The 16747-nt window shown below is 61.4% G+C and carries 13 protein-coding genes and 1 pseudogene; 3 read left to right on the forward strand and 11 right to left on the reverse strand.

From position 1 onward, the window contains the following. Window positions 1-132: 132 nt before the first annotated feature. The 3 genes from JFT63_RS08610 to JFT63_RS08620 are packed head-to-tail and all read right to left on the reverse strand — an operon-like array spanning window position 133 to window position 3756. Window positions 133-1230: a DUF1513 domain-containing protein gene (locus tag JFT63_RS08610; protein ID WP_057704003.1), complete on the reverse strand. Its 1098-nt coding sequence runs from the start codon at window positions 1228-1230 to the stop codon at window positions 133-135. Window positions 1231-1232: 2 nt separating this feature from the next. Further along, complete coding sequence (locus tag JFT63_RS08615; protein WP_057703856.1) at window positions 1233-2297, reverse strand: imelysin family protein; 1065 nt, start codon at window positions 2295-2297, stop codon at window positions 1233-1235. A gap of 31 nt (window positions 2298-2328) precedes the next feature. Next, on the reverse strand, window positions 2329-3756 hold the full coding sequence (locus tag JFT63_RS08620; protein WP_198843778.1) for a di-heme oxidoreductase family protein: 1428 nt from the start codon (window positions 3754-3756) through the stop codon (window positions 2329-2331). 140 nt (window positions 3757-3896) lie between these two features. On the opposite strand from JFT63_RS08620, the gene JFT63_RS08625 reads away from it, so the two are divergent. After that, window positions 3897-4460, forward strand: a complete 564-nt coding sequence (locus JFT63_RS08625) for an NAD(P)H nitroreductase (RefSeq protein ID WP_198843779.1) — start codon at window positions 3897-3899, stop codon at window positions 4458-4460. A 145-nt stretch (window positions 4461-4605) separates the two neighbouring features. Here the strand turns inward: JFT63_RS08625 and JFT63_RS30040 are convergent, their stop codons facing one another. From JFT63_RS30040 to gap, 8 genes and pseudogenes are all read right to left on the reverse strand, one after another. Further along, window positions 4606-5361: a methyl-accepting chemotaxis protein gene (locus JFT63_RS30040; protein ID WP_372804199.1), complete on the reverse strand. Its 756-nt coding sequence runs from the start codon at window positions 5359-5361 to the stop codon at window positions 4606-4608. Between the two features lie 102 nt (window positions 5362-5463). Then, a pseudogene (locus tag JFT63_RS30045) lies at window positions 5464-6807 on the reverse strand (PDC sensor domain-containing protein); the annotation flags it as partial. Between the two features lie 75 nt (window positions 6808-6882). Beyond that, window positions 6883-7284 (reverse strand): YbaN family protein, encoded by a 402-nt coding sequence (locus tag JFT63_RS08635; RefSeq protein ID WP_186560395.1) that lies wholly within the window; start codon window positions 7282-7284, stop codon window positions 6883-6885. Between the two features lie 169 nt (window positions 7285-7453). Next, complete coding sequence (locus JFT63_RS08640) at window positions 7454-8062, reverse strand: biliverdin-producing heme oxygenase (protein WP_057704383.1); 609 nt, start codon at window positions 8060-8062, stop codon at window positions 7454-7456. Between the two features lie 136 nt (window positions 8063-8198). After that, window positions 8199-10763 (reverse strand): TonB-dependent receptor, encoded by a 2565-nt coding sequence (locus tag JFT63_RS08645; protein ID WP_198843780.1) that lies wholly within the window; start codon window positions 10761-10763, stop codon window positions 8199-8201. Window positions 10764-10878: 115 nt separating this feature from the next. Further along, the gene (locus JFT63_RS08650; protein WP_057704385.1) at window positions 10879-11847 is read right to left on the reverse strand and encodes a FecR family protein; all 969 of its coding nucleotides are present in this window, start codon (window positions 11845-11847) and stop codon (window positions 10879-10881) included. 75 nt (window positions 11848-11922) lie between these two features. Next, the gene (locus JFT63_RS08655) at window positions 11923-12441 is read right to left on the reverse strand and encodes an RNA polymerase sigma factor (protein ID WP_005791005.1); all 519 of its coding nucleotides are present in this window, start codon (window positions 12439-12441) and stop codon (window positions 11923-11925) included. A gap of 221 nt (window positions 12442-12662) precedes the next feature. After that, window positions 12663-13664, reverse strand: coding sequence for a type I glyceraldehyde-3-phosphate dehydrogenase (gene gap / locus JFT63_RS08660; protein ID WP_057704386.1), 1002 nt, complete (start codon window positions 13662-13664; stop codon window positions 12663-12665). Window positions 13665-13885: 221 nt separating this feature from the next. Between gap and edd the strand changes: the two genes are divergently transcribed. Both edd and JFT63_RS08670 read left to right on the forward strand, forming a co-directional pair. Then, window positions 13886-15712 (forward strand): phosphogluconate dehydratase, encoded by a 1827-nt coding sequence (gene edd / locus JFT63_RS08665; protein WP_186560401.1) that lies wholly within the window; start codon window positions 13886-13888, stop codon window positions 15710-15712. Further along, window positions 15709-16665 (forward strand): glucokinase, encoded by a 957-nt coding sequence (locus JFT63_RS08670; RefSeq protein WP_198843781.1) that lies wholly within the window; start codon window positions 15709-15711, stop codon window positions 16663-16665. Before edd ends, JFT63_RS08670 begins: the two co-directional genes overlap by 4 nt. The last annotated feature ends 82 nt before the right edge of the window (window positions 16666-16747 follow it).

The raw sequence follows: 16747 nt of genomic DNA on the forward strand, positions 1-16747 counted from the left end.
TTTTATGCCTGACGCTTTAACTGTAGGAGCGAGCTTGCTCGCGAAAAACCTGAGGACGGCGCGTTCATCCAGGATGGGCGCGTTATCGTTGGCGATCTTCGCGAGCAAGCTCGCTCCTACAGAAGGGTCATTTCAGGCCATGTGCAGGTGGTTGTCCCAGAACCCCGCCGGTAACTCCAGTGGTGTTGCCAGTAACTTTTCCTGGCGGCAGTCATAGAAGCGGCAACGCCCCTGACCGGATGTCACCACAAAGCCATCCGCCACAGCACCCACCCCCGCACAGTCGGGCAAGGGGCCATCCAGGCGCAGCTCAGCGCTGTCCATATCCCAGATGAAGAAACGGTTGCCACGCGGTGCTGTCAGCGCCACCAGGCGCAGTTCGTTGTGCACCGCCACGCTGGCGGTGTAATGCCCCATCGCTTGCAGTTGCTCATCGGCCACCGGGAAAGCCACAAAAGGCTGGCCCGGGCGCTTGATCGCCAGTAACTCTGAACGCTCCTGGGACGGCCCCATGAACTGCTGCCCGGTGAGGATGGTGCCATCGCTGGCGATCCCCATGTGGCGCACGCTGTTCATCTGCTGGCCCAACGTTTCCTTGCTGATCAGGGTGCCATCGCGCTGCATCAACACCAGGCTCGGTTCCATGGCGTTGAGGTTCATCTCCACGCGGCTTTCGGCTTCGGTGCGAATGCCGCCGTTGGCCACCACCAGGGTTTCACCGTCGGGCATCCATGACACCTGATGCGGGCCGATACCGTGGGTGGAAATCTCACCGCTGTGCACCAGCCGCTCGCCTTCAAACGTGTACACACCCAACAACCCGCGACCGGGATCGGAGGTGTCGTTCTCGGTGGCGTACAGCCAGTCGCCGCTCTTGTGGATCACCGCATGGCCGTAAAAGTGGCGGTTGGCGTTTGAGGTGATGGTTTGCAGCAGCGTGCCGTCGCGCACGTCGATCAGGTAGCTCTCGGTGCCCGGACGACGGGCGACGAACAGCGCAATCGGCAGCGTCGGGTGGTTGATGATGTCGTGGCAACGCTGGCCGACCTGGGTGGCAAAGACCGGCTTGCCGTCCAGGCGGTAGCCGACAGCGTAGTGCTTGCCATCGGCATCATCGCGTGCCGAGAGCAGCAGCGGCCCCTTGTCTTTGCCTTTGAACAGCGTCCAGCCGCCCAACGTGAGGGCGCTGAGCAACACGCTACCGAGCGCCAAAGCCTGTCGCCTGAGCATCATCAGTCACCGTCGTTGGCGTTAAAGCCCAGTTGGACGCCCAATGCTTTGGCCAGCTCGCCCTCGTGAAGGCGATGGACCACATTGAGGCTGTCGTAGATATCGTTGAGTTGCTGGCGCCCGGCGTCATCGTTCAACAGTTCGTTGAGGGAGCGCTGGTTGCTGGCGAACAGTTTCAGCGACGCGGCATAGGCGGCGTCGATCTTCTCGGCCAACGGCTTCTGATCGCTGGGCAACAGGCCGCGCAGGCCTTTGTTGTCGACACCCACCCACACGGTCTGTGCGGCGGCGAGGCTGGCCTCCAGGCTTTGCAGGGAGGACTGGCTGCGCCATGCATCGGCCTGGAAGGGTTGTGGAATGCCCTTGGTCTGGCGGCCCATCGGGGTGCCGAGTTTTTTCTTAAGGGTGTCCAGCGCCGTCACTTGCACGCGCAGCAGATCGGCGATGGCTTCGTGGGAATCAGCGTAGCGCTGGTTCGGAAACTTGGTCATCTGCGCGAGCATACCGTCGGTGCTGTTCCAGCTGGCGAGGATCTCCTCGGCCAGGACTTTCTGGCGCTCGCCGATGGCCATCAGCAACGGGCAATAGCGGGCTTTCTGGGCCTCGTCGGCGACGTCGGGCTTGGCGTCGTAGAGGATGTATTCGTAGGCCGACAGGCCCTGCACCACCACACTGGATTTGGCCAGGGCGGCCGCATCGATCTGCGGCTGGGCGCTGACCAGTTGCTCGACCTGGCGACCGACCAGGTTCTTCTTGTCCGGCCAGAACTGCACCTGCCAGGCGCGGTTGCCCTCGGCCAGCGGGCCGATCAGCAGCGGTTGCAATTCGGCCCAGGCTTTTTGCGCGTGCAGGAAGTCGGCGCGGGCGGTGTCCAGGCTTTCCTTGCCCTGGCAGTAGGCCAGGGCGCTGACGGCCAGTTGACGGTCGGCTTCAACCCAACGGCTGTAGGTCGGCAGGATCACCTGCTTGGCGATGGCCGCCGAGGTCACCGCTTGCGGATCCTGGGGCGAGCACGCGCCCAGGGCAAGGGCGGCGAGGCTGGTGAACAACAACTTGGGACGAAACATGTCGAGCTCCCTTCTGTGAGTGGGGCAAAGCTTATAAAGAATTCAGGAACGCCAGCAACGCGGCACGCTGCTCGGCGTTAAACGACAACACATGTTGCTGCGCCGCTTGTGCTTGCCCGCCGTGCCACAGCACGGCCTCAAGCAGGTTGCGGGCGCGGCCATCATGCAAAAACTGGGTGTGGCCACTGACGGTTTGCGTCAGGCCAATGCCCCACAGCGGCGGGGTGCGCCACTCACGGCCAGTGGCTTTGAATTCAGTGCGGTTGTCGGCCAGGCCTTCGCCCATATCGTGCAACAACAGGTCGCTGTACGGGCGGATCACCTGGTTGGCCAGTTCAGGTTCGGCGGCGTTGGCGGCCGTGGTGAATGTCGGCGTGTGGCAGCCCTGGCAACCGGCCTGGTAGAACAGGTTCTTGCCGGCCAGCACTTGAGGCGTGTTGACGTCCCGGCGTGCAGGCACTGCGAGGTTGCGGGTGTAGAACAGTACCAGGCGCAGGATGTTATCGCTGACTTCCGGCTCGCCGTCAGGGCCATTGCCATTGGGCGCCTGTTTGCAGGCCACTTGGGCGTCGGTGCAGTCATCGAAGGGTCTCAGGGAAGTGGTGAGGCCCATATCACCCGAAAATGCGTGAACATTTTGTTGATTGAGGTTGGGTTGCCCGGCTTTCCAGCCAAAGCGCCCGAGGACGGTTTTATGCTGGGCGTCATCCCAGACCCAATTGGCGCGGCCGACGATGGCGTCTTTGTCGGCGGTCTTGGGGTCGGTGTTGCGCAGGATATCGGCGTCACTGATTGCTTCGAGCAGGCCCAGGCCGATCATCGGCGGGGCGATACGCGCCGAGAAGCGTGTGTCGGGGTGCATCGGGCCGTAGCCGAGTTGGGTAATCTGCAGGTCGGGCTTGCGCAATTCAACCACCGTACCGTCCTTGAACCTGACGGTGACCGGTGTGTAGTCGACCCGCACCTTGCCTTCCGGCGCAACGCCGGGCACCGCCATATCCTGAAGCTGTCCGCCGTAGACCGGCTCGGGTACGACACCGATCTGTTCGATGAGCTTGTCGTAATGCGGGGCATCGGGAACAGATAGGCGCACCAGCATCGACACGGCATTGGGTGCGTCGGGCAGTGGCGGGTGGCCACGGCCATCCTTGATATGGCAGTTCTGGCAGGCGTTGGTATTGAACAGCGGGCCCAGGCCATCCCGAGCCGTGGTGGTGGCTGGCGCAATCACCCAGGGGTTGCGAAAAAAGCTGTTGCCGACGCTGAAGTCCAAACGACGGGTGGGCGCCAGATTGGCCGAGGGCAGGGAAAAGGCGTTCTGGTCGCGCTTGTTTACCGTCGTCGCGCCACCGGATCGCGATTCACCCGGCTCGGCCTTGGTGAAGCGAGGGGCGTCGTCGCAAGCCGTCAGGCATAGAGCCATCAACGCTGCAGACAGGTAAGAAAGCGAACGGAACATCGAGATTCCTGGACGAGGGCGCAAAATCTGGTCGCAAAGTCTAACAGGGCCGGGCGGTTTGAATAAGAGCAATTATCGTTTGGTGGCATCGCGATTCTTTCCCGCTAGAATGACCGCACATTTTTTTCTGGAGGTGGCCAATGCAGGCTCTCGACGCTTTGCTCAACCGTGTTTCCGTGCCGCGTTTACTTGACCCGGCACCGACCCAGGAGCAGCGCGACCTGTTGTTCGCTGCCGCCATGCGTGCGCCCGATCATGGTCAGTTGCGCCCTTGGCGTTTCCTTACCGTAGAAGGTGCGGCCCGTGAGCAAATGGGCACGCTGTTGGCCGAAGCCGCCCGGCTGCAGGATACCGACGCACCGCAAGCTGTCATCGACAAGGCCCAGAACGGCCCGCTGCGTGCGCCGTTGGTAGTGGTGGTGATTGCGCGCCTGCAAGAGCACTTCAAGGTGCCCAAGTCCGAGCAATTGCTGGCGGCAGCCTGTGCGGCCCACGGCATCCTGCTGGCGGCGTATGCCCAGGGGATTGGTGCAGTGTGGCGTACCGGCGAATTGTCCTACTCTGCCCATGTCGCCAAAGGCCTGGGGCTGGCGGCGAATGAAGAAGTGATTGGTTTTCTCTACTTGGGCACACCGCAGAACCCGCCACGCACCGCGCCGAAGGAAGACCTGACGCCGTTCGTCCAGGCCTGGCCAGGCCGGTAATTCACCCCCCTCCTGCTCTATATGTAGGAGCGAGCTTGCTCGCGAAGAACTCAAAGGCGCCGCGTTTATTCAGAAAGCACGCGTTATCGTTGACGTTTTTCGCGAGCAAGCTCGCTCCTACAGGGGGCAATGTTTCAGGACCGAATCAGACCCTGAACTGATCCATCAACTTCATCTGCTGGCTGGCCAGGGCATTGAGCTGGCTGCTGATCGCCGCCGACTCGGTGGCCTGGCCGGTGAGGGTTTCGGTCACGGTACGAATTGCCGAGACGTTGCGGTTGACCTCTTCGGCCACCGCGCTCTGCTCTTCGGCAGCACTGGCGATTTGCAGGTTCATGTCGCTGATCACCGTGACTGCGTCGCTGATCTTGCCCAGGGCCTGCACCGCTTGATGGATCTGGCCAGCATTGCTCTGGGCCTGGTGCTGGCTGGAGTGCATGGTCGCCACCACCCCACGGGTGCCGCTCTGGATACGTTCGATCACCACGCGGATTTCCTCGACCGAATCCTGGGTGCGCTTGGCCAGGTTGCGTACTTCGTCGGCCACTACCGCAAAACCGCGCCCGCTTTCCCCGGCGCGTGCCGCTTCAATCGCTGCGTTCAATGCCAGCAGGTTGGTCTGTTCGGCAATGCTGCGGATCACTTCCAATACAGAACCGATTTGCTCGCTGTTGACCGCCAGGGCTTCGACTTCGGTTACGGCTTTGCTGACTTCCTCGGCGAGGGTGGTGATGTCGCGGGTGCTCTGCTCGATGATCGACATGCCTTCACGGGCCGACTGATCGGCGCCGCGTGCCGCGCTGGCGGCATTGGAGGCGCTGTTGGCGACATCGTGGGCGGTGGCGCTCATTTCATTTGAGGCGGTGGCAACCTGGTCGATTTCGCGGAACTGCACCTGCATGCCTTCGCTGGTCTGGCGCGCAATGGCCGAGGATTGATCCGCGGTACCCCGGGCTTCGGTGATGCTTTGCTTGATCTGCGCGATGGTCGGTTGCAGCTTGTCGAGGAAGCGGTTGAACCAGTTCACCAACTCGCCCAGTTCGTCTTTCTTGGCGTAGGCCAGGCGTTGGGTGAGGTCGCCGTCGCCGCTGGCAATGTCTTTGAGCATGGCCGCCACACTGTTGATCGGCCTGGTCACGCCGGTGGCGGTCAGCCAGATCAGCAACAAGCCCAGCAAGCCGGCGGCGGCGGCCACCAGTAAGGCTTTGATGGTGCCGGTAGCCTGGGCGTCATCCAGCACAGCTTGCAGCTTTTCGTTATCAGCCAGCATTACGCTTTTAGGCAGTTTGATCACCACCCCCCAGGATTTGGCGTCGGCAATCGGCTTGACCGGGTACACGGCGCGAATGGTGTCGTCCTGTTCGCGGATCATGGGCCGATCATTGCCCAGCAGTTGCACGATCTCCTTGCCTTCGGCGCCGAGGCTGTCGATCAGGTTCTTGCCGACCTTGGCCGGTTCACCGCTGTAGGCTGCAATCAGGCCGGTGCTGGACAGGATTTCCAGGTGAGCTGCACCGTTGAATAGATCCTTTTGTGCCGCGTCGGTGGTGGCTTGCAGGGCGGTGAGGGCGATGTCGACACCCACGACGCCGATGACTTTACCGTCGACGATCAGGGGCAGGGAAATGGTGGTCATCAGCACCGGTTTGCCGGCTACGGTGTCTTCGTACGGGTCCAGCAGGCATGTGTTACGCGTGTCGCGTGGGCAGGTATACCAAATGTTGTAGGGCGTACCGCTGAGGTTGAGGGTGGTCTTGGTCAGGTCATCCTCGACCATGATGGTGTTCAGGCTCTCGCCGCCGGCCCGGCTCCAGTAGCTGGAAAAACGCCCTTTTTCGTTGGAGACGCGTGCCTTGTCGTCAATGAACTCACTGTCCTTGCCATCCAGCCCGTTGGGCTCGAACGACAGCCAGATGCCCAGCACCTTGGTGTTGCGCTCGAACACGGTTTTGACGCTCTGGTTGATTTCTTCGCGCAGGGCGCCGGCTTCAACGGAGCGCTTGGTGCCCAATTGACGCAGATCCTTGATTTGGTCGGCGAGGGCGGTGACCGCCAGCAGGTTTTCACCGAAGGTCTTTTGCAAGTGCCCGGCCTGTTCAGCGGCCTTGGCTTGCAGCAGTTGTTCGACGCTGGCGGTGAGCATTCGTGAGCTTGAATCACTGACCAACCGATCGTTCTGGTTGGTGTTGTAGATATTGATGCCGACCACCAGTGCGATCACCCCCAGCAGGCAGAGGCCGGACAGCAGCACGATTTTCAAGCGGATGGAGAGGGTGTCGAACATAGGTTCACTCACGAATGGACTTGTTGGTATGCACGCAAACGCGCCAAGTCCCTTCGGCGTCATGCCTGAAACATCGGCGTCACAAATCAATTCATGAGAAATAGGCGATGAGCGGTAGGAAAATGCCTACACCGGCCGTTATGCGGGGCGTGCGAGCTGCTCGGGGCGGGACCAGATCCACAGGTTGCCCAGGCCCATTCCGGCAATTGCCAGGTACACCGGCCAGCCGTGATCGAGCATCACCAGCATCAGCACGGCGCACAGCAACATGCTCACTGTGGCGCTGACTTTGGCCCGGCGAGCAATGATCTTGCCGTTGCGCCAGTTGAACAGGATCGGCCCGAACAGGCGGTGGTTTTCCAGCCAGGCGCTCAAGCGCGGTGAGCTTTTGGTGGCGGCCCAGGCGGCCAGCAGGATGAATTCGGTGGTCGGCAAACCCGGTATGACAATCGCCACCAAGCCAATCCCCAGGCTGACGTAGGCCAGCAGGCCATAGAGAAGTTGGGCGATCTTTGAGGAGGATTGGGTTTTGCCGGTCATGCTGCAGTTTTCTGGTGGGAAGGTTTACACATTGTTAGCCATGAAATGCACTCAACTGTGGGAGCTGGCTTGCCTGCGATAGCGGTGTATCAGGTTAAACATCTGGAGCTGACTCACCGCCATCGCAGGCAAGCCAGCTCCCACATTGAACCGCTGTCTACCGGAATACTTATGCTAGTTCTGGGGCGCTAGCGTACGCCTGTTCCAGCAGCACGGTGAAGCGCACAAACGCATCGATCGCGCCTTTTTCTACCGCAGCTTCTTCTTCGGCACTGAACTGCAGGCCGTCGAGGGTGCGGGTGAAGCTTTTCCAGCCTTCGGCGCGGCCACCGGCGGGCTCGCCCAGGTGGCGCGCACCGAAGGTTTCGCTCAGGCCCAGGCCCACGGCGCGCTTGATCAGGAACGCGGCGCCCAGCTTGGAGCCTTCGGACACGAACAGCCAACCCAGGGCTTCGGCCTGGCTTGGGTTTTTCACCGCGCCGGCGACCGGGGCCGGAACGTCGGTGTCGAGGTCTGCCAGGTCGAGCTTGGCGGCTTCGGCGCGGCAGCGGGCGGCCAGGTCGGGGATGATCGTGTTCAGCTTGGCATCGTTGTACAGCGCCACCAGTTCCGATTGGAACAGGTACTGGGCCACCACGAAGCGGGCGAAGTTGGCCTGGGTTTCGAACGGCGCATGGGCCTTGACCAACGCATCCAGCTTGGTGTGCGGTTCATTGGTGATCTGGTTCAGGCGCTGGGAGCGCAGGCTTGGGCGTTCTGCGGTAGGAGAAGCGGTCATGTAAAAAGTCCTTGAAAGAGGGAGCGCCTGGGTGCCCTTAAAGAGAGCTGTTATCAACTAGACGAACAAGAAGACGCGGCACAGTAAAAAATCCTCACCTCGCCGGGATTGATCCTGGCGAGGTGAGGCTGAGGGCTCAGATGTCCCAGATCAGGTTGATCGCAAAGTTGCGACCGGGCTGGGTCAGGCGGTCCAGGTTGGCCGGGCCGGTCACACCGGCTTCGCCGACGCTGTCGTAGCTGCGCACGTCGTCCCAGTTCCAGTACTTCTTGTCGGTCAGGTTGTAGAGGCCACCGTTGATGGTCACGTCGTTGGTGACCTTGTAGTAGGCGGTCAGGTCGAGGATGCCGAAGCCCGGGGTCTTGAGCGGGCCGTCGGTGCTGCCGTCGGGAGCGTGGAAGGTGGTGCTGTCGACGCGGTTCTGTTTCTTCACCAGGGTCCAGCTCAGCAGGCCGCCGTAGTTGTCCTGGTCGTAACCCAGGCCAAACACGCCCTTGAGCGGGTTGACGCTGTTCAACGGCTCGCCATTGTCGTCGTTGCGGCCATGGGCGTAGGCAATCGAACCCTGGGTGTACAGGCCCTTCGGCGCGCCGAAGGCATCCAGGTTCAGGCGGCCCTTGGCTTCCATGCCCTTGATGGTGGCGCGCTTGATATTGACGGCCTGGAACTGCTCTACGGTGCCGCCGACCACGGCGTTGTCTTCGTCGATAAAGTCGCGGTACTTGTTGTAGTACACCGCGATGTCGAAGGAGCCTTCGTCAAACTTGCCGCGAATTCCCGTTTCAATGCCTTTACTGGTTTCGGGCTTGAGGTCGGGGTTGGGTTCGACGGTATAGTTCAGGTTGAGGTTTTCGAAGCGGCCATACAGGGCCTTCGCCGAGGGGGTGCGGAAGCCTTCAGCGTACTGGCCGAACCAGGTGTAGTGATCGGTCAGGGCGTAGGTCAGGCCGAACTTGGGCGTGACGCGGTGCCAGGTTTTGTCCTTGCCATCGACGGCATATTCGCCAGTTGGGTTGACGGTGTTGAGGAACTCCTGGGTCAGCTTGGGCTTGAGCCGGGTGTAGTCATAACGCACGGCGGGCAGGAAGGTCCATTTGTCCCAGCTGATCTGGTCCTGGGCGAACAGCGAGTAGGTGTTGATGGTCGGGTCGGGAAAGTCGCTGGACTTTTTCACGCTGTCGCTCGCCTGTGGGCTGGGCGCGCCGATGGCGGTGCAGCCGCTACCAATGGCCAGGCACGAGGCCGAGCCTTCGCGTGAGCCGGTGACTTTCTGCTGCTTGAGGGTGGTGCCGTAGGTTACCTGGTGGTCGGTCTCACCCAGGCTGAAAGCCTTGTCCAGTTGAGCGTCGAAGACCCACTGTTTTTCTTCGTAAAGGGTGTCGCGGGTGCGCAGCACGCGGCGGCCAGACTGGTAGATCTCGGCGGTGGTTTGATCGGTCTTGGCGATCTGGTAGTTGAGGCTGGTCTTGATGCGATCAGCGATCGGCGACTCCAGGGCAAAGCTGTTTTCCAGGCCGAAGCGCTCGCGGGTGATGGTGTCGTTGCCCGAGCGGGCACGGTAGAGGTTCATGCCCCGACCGCCAATGAACGGGCCGCCTACGGCATTCTTCAGATTGACGTCGCGATCGTCCTTGAACTTCTCGTAGGTCAGGCCCAGGCGATTGTCATCGCCATAGTTCCAGCCCAGCTTGGCCAGCACATTGGTGGTGCGCGCCTCTTCCGGGTTGGCGCCGGTGCGGGCCAACCCGGTGGCGTTGTTGCCGTCGTAAGATTCGGTTTCATGGCCATTGCGCTGGCTCAGGTGCAGCAAGCCATCAACGTCTTGTACGCGCCCGGCGAAGGTGCCGGAGGTCAGCCAGCTCTCGTCGGCGGAACTGTAGCCGGTCTTCAGACGGGCGCCGACGTCCTGGCCTGGCTTGATGATGTCATCCGGGTCGAGGGTGAAATAGCTCACGGCGCCGCCGATGGCGCTGCTGCCGTACAGGGCCGAGGCCGGGCCGCGCAGGATCTCCACACGCTTGACGATTTCCGGGTCGACATAGTTGCGACGGGTCTTGGCGTAGGGGCCGTTGAAGAAGTTGTTGGGCACTTCGACGCCGTCCACCTGGGTGAGAATGCGATCGCCGTCGATACCACGGATGTTGTAGCCCGAGTTACCCGAGCGGCTACCGGCACCGCCGACGGAAACGCCGGGTTCGTAGCGCACCAGTTCGCGGATGTTGTTGGTGTTCTGGCGGTCCAGTTCTTCGCGGTCGTGCACGCTGACGGTACTGGGTACGCTGCTCACCGCCTGTTCGTTACGGGTGGCGCTGATGGTCACCTGTTGCAGGGCGAGGGCGCTGCCCGCGGTGCGTTTCTCCAGCACGATGTTGTTATTGCCCAGTTTGCGGTAGCTCAGGTTGGTCCCCACCAACAACCGGTCCAGCGCTTTTTCCGGCGACAGCGGGCCACGCACGCCAGGGGACGACACACCCTGGCCCAGCTCTGCCGGCAGGCCGATTTGCCAGCCGGTCACCGCGGTAAAGGCGTTGAGCGCCGACACCAATGGTTGCTGCTCGATGCTGAAGTTGTAATTACCGTGGCTGCGAGGGGCGGGTTCGGCGGCGGTGGCGCTCATGACAGGCGCGCCAGCCAGCAGGATCGCAGCGGTCAGCAAGGACAGAACGGGCGAAGAACACCGGCGGTTGAAACGAGAGGACATCGAGAGCGCTCCGGGATACGAATCTTATAGTTGCGGACTGAACCAAATAGGAATCAGTTGCATTGGCTATAACGAGACGTATCGCCGGTTAACATCGAGTAAAAATAATTCTCATTTAGTTCAGGATCACCAGTGCCGGGTATTCCGACAGCTTGGCTGAGGTGATGTGGGCCAGGGAGCGCACCACGTCCAGGGGCTGGTCGAGGCGATAGTTGCCGGTGACGGCGACGCTGGCCAGTTGCTCATTGTTGTTGACGATCCAGCCAGGGTAATAACGGCGCAGTTCCGCCAGGACTTCGCTCAGCGGGCAATTTTCAAACACCAGCCGGCCTTGCACCCAGGCCAGATCCTTGCCGGCATCGAGCTTGGCCGGTTGGCCGAAACCCTTGGGGCCGATGCGGATGCTTTGCCCGGCACTCAGGCGTACGCGGGCATCGTCGAAGCTGTTGCTCAGGTCGACATCGCCGCGCTGCACTTGTACCTGAGCCTCACCATCGAGGTAGCGCACGGCGAAGGCGGTGTCGCGCACGCTGGCACGTACGGGGCCGGCGTCGATTTCCAGGGGCAGGTCACGGCTTGGGGCTATGTCGAAGAACGCTTCGCCCTGGTACAGGCGCGCCATGCGCTGGCGGTCGGTGATGTGGCTGGAAAACGCCGAGTTGGTGTTGAGCAGCACTCTGGACCCATCGTCCAGTTGCAGGCGCTGGCGCTCGCCGACCACGGTGAGGTGATCGGCCTGCAGGCGCACCGGCAAGTTGCTGAAGCTGAACAGCCCGATCAACAGCACGGCGGCGGTGGCCAGGGGCTTCCAGTGTGGTTTGATCCGGCGCCAGCCGCTTGGCTTGCGTGGCACTGCGAGGGCCACGGCAGCGCTGTGTACCGGTGCTCCTCCCCAGGTCGCCTGGGCTTTGCTGAACGCGTGAACATGCGCCGGGTCCTTGGCCAGCCAAGCGTCGAACTCGGCCTGCTGCCCGGGTTGCGGGCATTGCAAGGCGATCAGCCAATCGAGGGCTTGGTCCATGGCCGTGTCTTGCAGCACCTCATGAGCCAACGCATGGGGGCGCAGTTTATTCGGGTCCGTCACGGTGTTCCTCGGGTCTTCGCCACGTTCTATTCATTTTTTCGTACAGCCTGGATCAATAGCTCTGTCGGATGGAGCTTAAGGCTGATCCAGCCGTTCGGCCACACCTACACAGATGGCCATGATCAATTTCAGTTCCTTTTGCACGGTGCTCAAGGACACGTTCAACTGATCGGCAATCTCCTGGTAGCTGCAACCGTGCAAGCGGCTGAGGATGAAAATCCGCTGCTGACGAGCGCTCAACTGGCCGAGGCTGACGCTCAGGTGCTCCAGTAGTTGCTCGGCCTGAATGGCTTCTTCAGGGGTGCTGGCAGGGGCGGCGACGCTTTGCAGTACATCCAGCGGGACGTCTTCCTGCAACGTACGGGCCTGGATCCGGCGCGAGCGCAGGTGATCCAGCGCCAGATTGCGCGCGGTCTGGTAGACAAAGGGTTCAAGGTGATCGATCGGCCGCTCGCTCAGGGCCCGAGTGACGCGCAGGTAGGTTTCCTGCAACAGGTCCTCGGCGGTGCTGTGGTTATTCACCATCCGCTGCAAGGTGCGTAGCAGAATCACCCGTTGGGTGAGAAAGACTTGGTTGAAGCGAGATTGGCTCACAGTGATACCAGACCGATTTGCAGTGAATGATAATGCTTATCATCAACGCAAATGGCAAGTGGCACTTTGAGATGCCTTGGAGATCGTGTGGGAACCAGGCTTATGTGGGAGCTGGCTTGCCTGCGATAGCATCACCTCGGTTTGACTGAACGACCGAGTCGTCTGCATCGCGGGCAAGCCCGGCTCCCACACAAGCCAGTTCACACAATCCAGCCCAGGGATTACTCGGCGTTGCACAGCGCCAGGCAGTTATCCAGCATACGGTTGGAGAAACCCCACTCGTTGTCGTACCAGGCCAGCACTTTGAGCAACTTGCCGCTTACCTTGGTGTGGTTGGCGTCGAAGATCGACGACAGCGGGTTGTGGTTGAAGTCACTGGAAACCAGCGGCAGGGTGTTGTAGCCCAGGATTTTCGAGTGTTGGCTGGCCTGTTTGAGCAGGGCATTGACTTCATCGGCCGTGGCTTCTTTCTTCAGCTGTACAGTCAGATCCACCAGGGACACGTTGATCACCGGTACACGCACCGCCATGCCGGTCAGCTTGCCCGCCAGTTCCGGCAGCACCAGGCCGACTGCTTCAGCCGCGCCGGTCTTGCTCGGGATCATGTTCTGGGTGGCCGAGCGTGCGCGGTAAGGGTCGGTGTGGTAGACGTCGGTCAGGTTCTGGTCGTTGGTGTAGGCGTGAATGGTGGTCATCAGGCCGCTTTCGATACCCAGCTCGCGGTGCAGCACCTGGGCGACCGGCGCCAGGCAGTTGGTGGTGCACGATGCGTTGGAGATGATCTGGTGGGACTGGCGCAAAATGTCATGGTTTACGCCATACACCACAGTGGCATCCGCGCCCTTGGCCGGGGCCGAAATGATCACCTTGCGTGCGCCGGCGCTAATATGGGCGGCAGCCTTGTCACGATCGGTGAACAGGCCGGTGCACTCGAACACCACGTCGATCTTGTGCGCAGCCCATGGCAGGTCGGCGGGGTTGCGAATGGCACTGACGGCAATCCGGTCACCATTGACGGTCAGGCTTTCCTGATCGTGGGCGACCTCTGCATCGAAAGTGCCGTGTACCGTGTCGTATTTGAGCAGGTGGGCGTTGATCGAGCTGTCGCCCAAATCATTGATGGCGACGATCTGCAAATCCTGGCGATAGCCTTGGGTATACAGTGCGCGCAGGACATTACGGCCGATACGGCCAAAACCATTGATTGCGATACGAAGAGTCATTGGAAAGTGCCTGTCGTCGATTTGTTGTAAGAATTACAAGATTATTCGCATAAAAATAGAAAACAAGCCTTTTTAGTGGCAATATTTTGTTCAATCTACAACGAGTGACCTGAATCAACTGGTCCGATGATCCAAACGACCCCCTGCCATCCCATGAGCCGTGGGCGTTTGATCAGCATAGACACTCAGGTCGCCACATCCGTTAGCCTGGAGTTCTATACATGCATCCCCGCGTTCTTGAGGTCACCGAACGGCTTATCGCCCGCAGCCGCGCCACCCGCGAGGCTTACCTTGCGCTCATTCGCGGCGCAGCCAGCGACGGTCCGATGCGCGGCAAGCTGCAATGCGCCAACTTTGCCCATGGCGTGGCCGGTTGCGGCACCGAAGACAAAAACAGCCTGCGCATGATGAATGCCGCCAACGTGGCAATTGTTTCTTCTTATAACGACATGCTCTCGGCGCATCAGCCCTACGAGCATTTCCCTGAACAAATCAAAAAGGCGCTGCGCGAAGTTGGCTCGGTCGGCCAGTTCGCCGGCGGCACCCCCGCCATGTGCGACGGCGTGACCCAGGGCGAGCCGGGCATGGAGCTGAGCCTGCTCAGCCGCGAAGTCATCGCCATGTCCACGGCGGTAGCGCTGTCCCACAATATGTTTGACGCCGCGTTGATGCTGGGCATCTGCGACAAGATCGTCCCGGGCCTGATGATGGGCGCGCTGCGCTACGGCCATCTGCCGATGATCTTCGTGCCGGGCGGGCCGATGCCGTCGGGTATTTCCAACAAGCAAAAAGCTGATGTGCGCCAGCGCTACGCCGAAGGCAAGGCCAGCCGCGAAGAGCTGCTGGAATCGGAGATGAAGTCCTACCACAGCCCCGGCACCTGCACCTTCTACGGCACCGCCAACACCAATCAGCTGCTGATGGAAGTGATGGGCCTGCACTTGCCGGGCGCGTCATTCGTCAACCCGTATACGCCGCTGCGTGATGCGCTCACCCGCGAAGCCGCGCATCAGGTCACGCGCTTGACCAAGGCCAATGGCAACTTCACGCCGATCGGCGAGATCGTCGACGAGAAATCCATCGTCAACTCCATCGTTGCGCTGAACGCCACTGGCGGTTCCACCAACCACACGCTGCACATGCCGGCCATCGCCATGTCGGCGGGCATCATCCTCACCTGGCAAGACATGGCCGACCTCTCCGAGGTGGTGCCGACCCTGTCCCATGTTTACCCGAACGGCAAGGCCGACATCAACCACTTCCAGGCGGCGGGCGGCATGTCGTTCCTGATCCGCGAGCTGCTCGAAGCCGGCCTGCTCCACGAAGACGTCAACACCGTGGCCGGCAAGGGCTTGAGCCGCTATATCCAGGAACCGTTCCTGGTAGACGGCGAACTGGTGTGGCGCGACGGCCCGATCGAGAGCCTCGACGAAACCATCCTGCGCCCCGTGGCCCGTGCGTTTTCGCCGGAAGGCGGCTTGCGCGTGATGGAAGGCAACCTTGGCCGTGGCGTGATGAAAGTCTCGGCTGTCGCGCCCGAGCATCAGGTGGTCGAAGCGCCGGCGATGGTGTTCCAGGACCAGCAGGACCTGGCCGACGCCTTCAAGGCTGGCGAGCTGGAAAAAGACTTCGTTGCGGTGATGCGCTTCCAGGGGCCGCGCTCCAACGGTATGCCGGAACTGCACAAGATGACCCCGTTTCTCGGCGTGTTGCAGGACCGTGGTTTCAAAGTGGCGTTGGTAACAGACGGGCGAATGTCCGGCGCGTCGGGTAAGATCCCTGCCGCGATCCACGTCAACCCCGAAGCCCAGAGCGGCGGGCCGCTGGCGCGGGTCCAGGATGGCGATATCATTCGCGTCGATGGCGTTACCGGCACCCTGGAGCTTAAGGTGGACGCCGAAGTATTTGCAGCGCGCACGCCTGCCACGGGCCTGTTGGGCAATAACGTGGGAGCCGGTCGCGAGCTGTTTGCATTCATGCGCTTGGCCGCAAGCTCCGCAGAGCAGGGCGCCAGCGCCTTTACCTCTGCCTTGGAGACGCTTAAGTGAAGCTTGCGCTGGTCGGTGATATCGGGGGCACCAACGCCCGTTTTGCGTTGTGGCGCGATCAGGAGCTGCATTCGATTCGCGTGCATGCCACGGTGGATCACGGCAGCCCTGAAGAGGCGATCAAGGTCTATCTCAAAGAGGAAGGCCTGGAAATCGGGGACATCGGTGCGGTGTGCCTGTCGGTGGCCGGGCCGGTGAGTGGCGATGAGTTCAAGTTCACCAACAATCACTGGCGCCTGAGCAAGACTGCGTTTTGCCAGGCCCTGCAAGTGGATGAACTGCTGCTGGTCAATGACTTCTCGGCCATGGCCCTGGGCATGACACGCCTCAAGCCCGACGAGTTCCGCGTGGTCTGTGAAGGCACGCCGGAGCCGTTGCGCCCTGCGGTGGTGATCGGGCCTGGCACTGGCTTGGGCGTTGGCACTTTGCTGGACCTCGGCGCCGGGCGTTTCGCGGCATTGCCGGGGGAGGGCGGGCACGTCGACCTGCCCCTGAGCAGCCCGCGGGAAACCCAGCTGTGGCAGCATATTTACACAGAGATCGGCCATGTCAGCGCCGAAACCGTATTGAGCGGCGGCGGCTTGCCGCGTCTGTATCGCGCTATTTGTGCGGTGGACGGGCACGAGCCGCTGCTGGACACGCCCGAAGCCATCACCGCAGCGGGCCTGGCCGGCGACGCGGTGGCCATGGAGGTCCTGGACCAGTTCAGCATCTGGCTGGGCCGGGTCGCGGGCAATAACGTATTGACCACCGGTGGGCGCGGTGGCGTGTACATCGTGGGCGGTGTGATACCCAGGTTTGCCGACTTCTTTATCGCCAGCGGTTTCGCCAAAAGCTTTGCGGATAAAGGCTGCATGAGCGACTACTTCAAGGGTATTCCAGTGTGGTTGGTGACAGCGCCGTATTCCGGTTTGACCGGGGCGGGTGTGGCGCTTGAGCAAGCTTTTGCATAGGTCATAATGGCGCCATCGCAGGCAAGCCAGCTCCCACAGTCTGGAATGCATTCCAAGTGTGGGAGCTGGCTTGCCTGCGATG

It is taken from the genome of Pseudomonas sp. MF7453, assembly GCF_016405455.1.
GTDB lineage: Bacteria > Pseudomonadota > Gammaproteobacteria > Pseudomonadales > Pseudomonadaceae > Aquipseudomonas > Aquipseudomonas paralactis.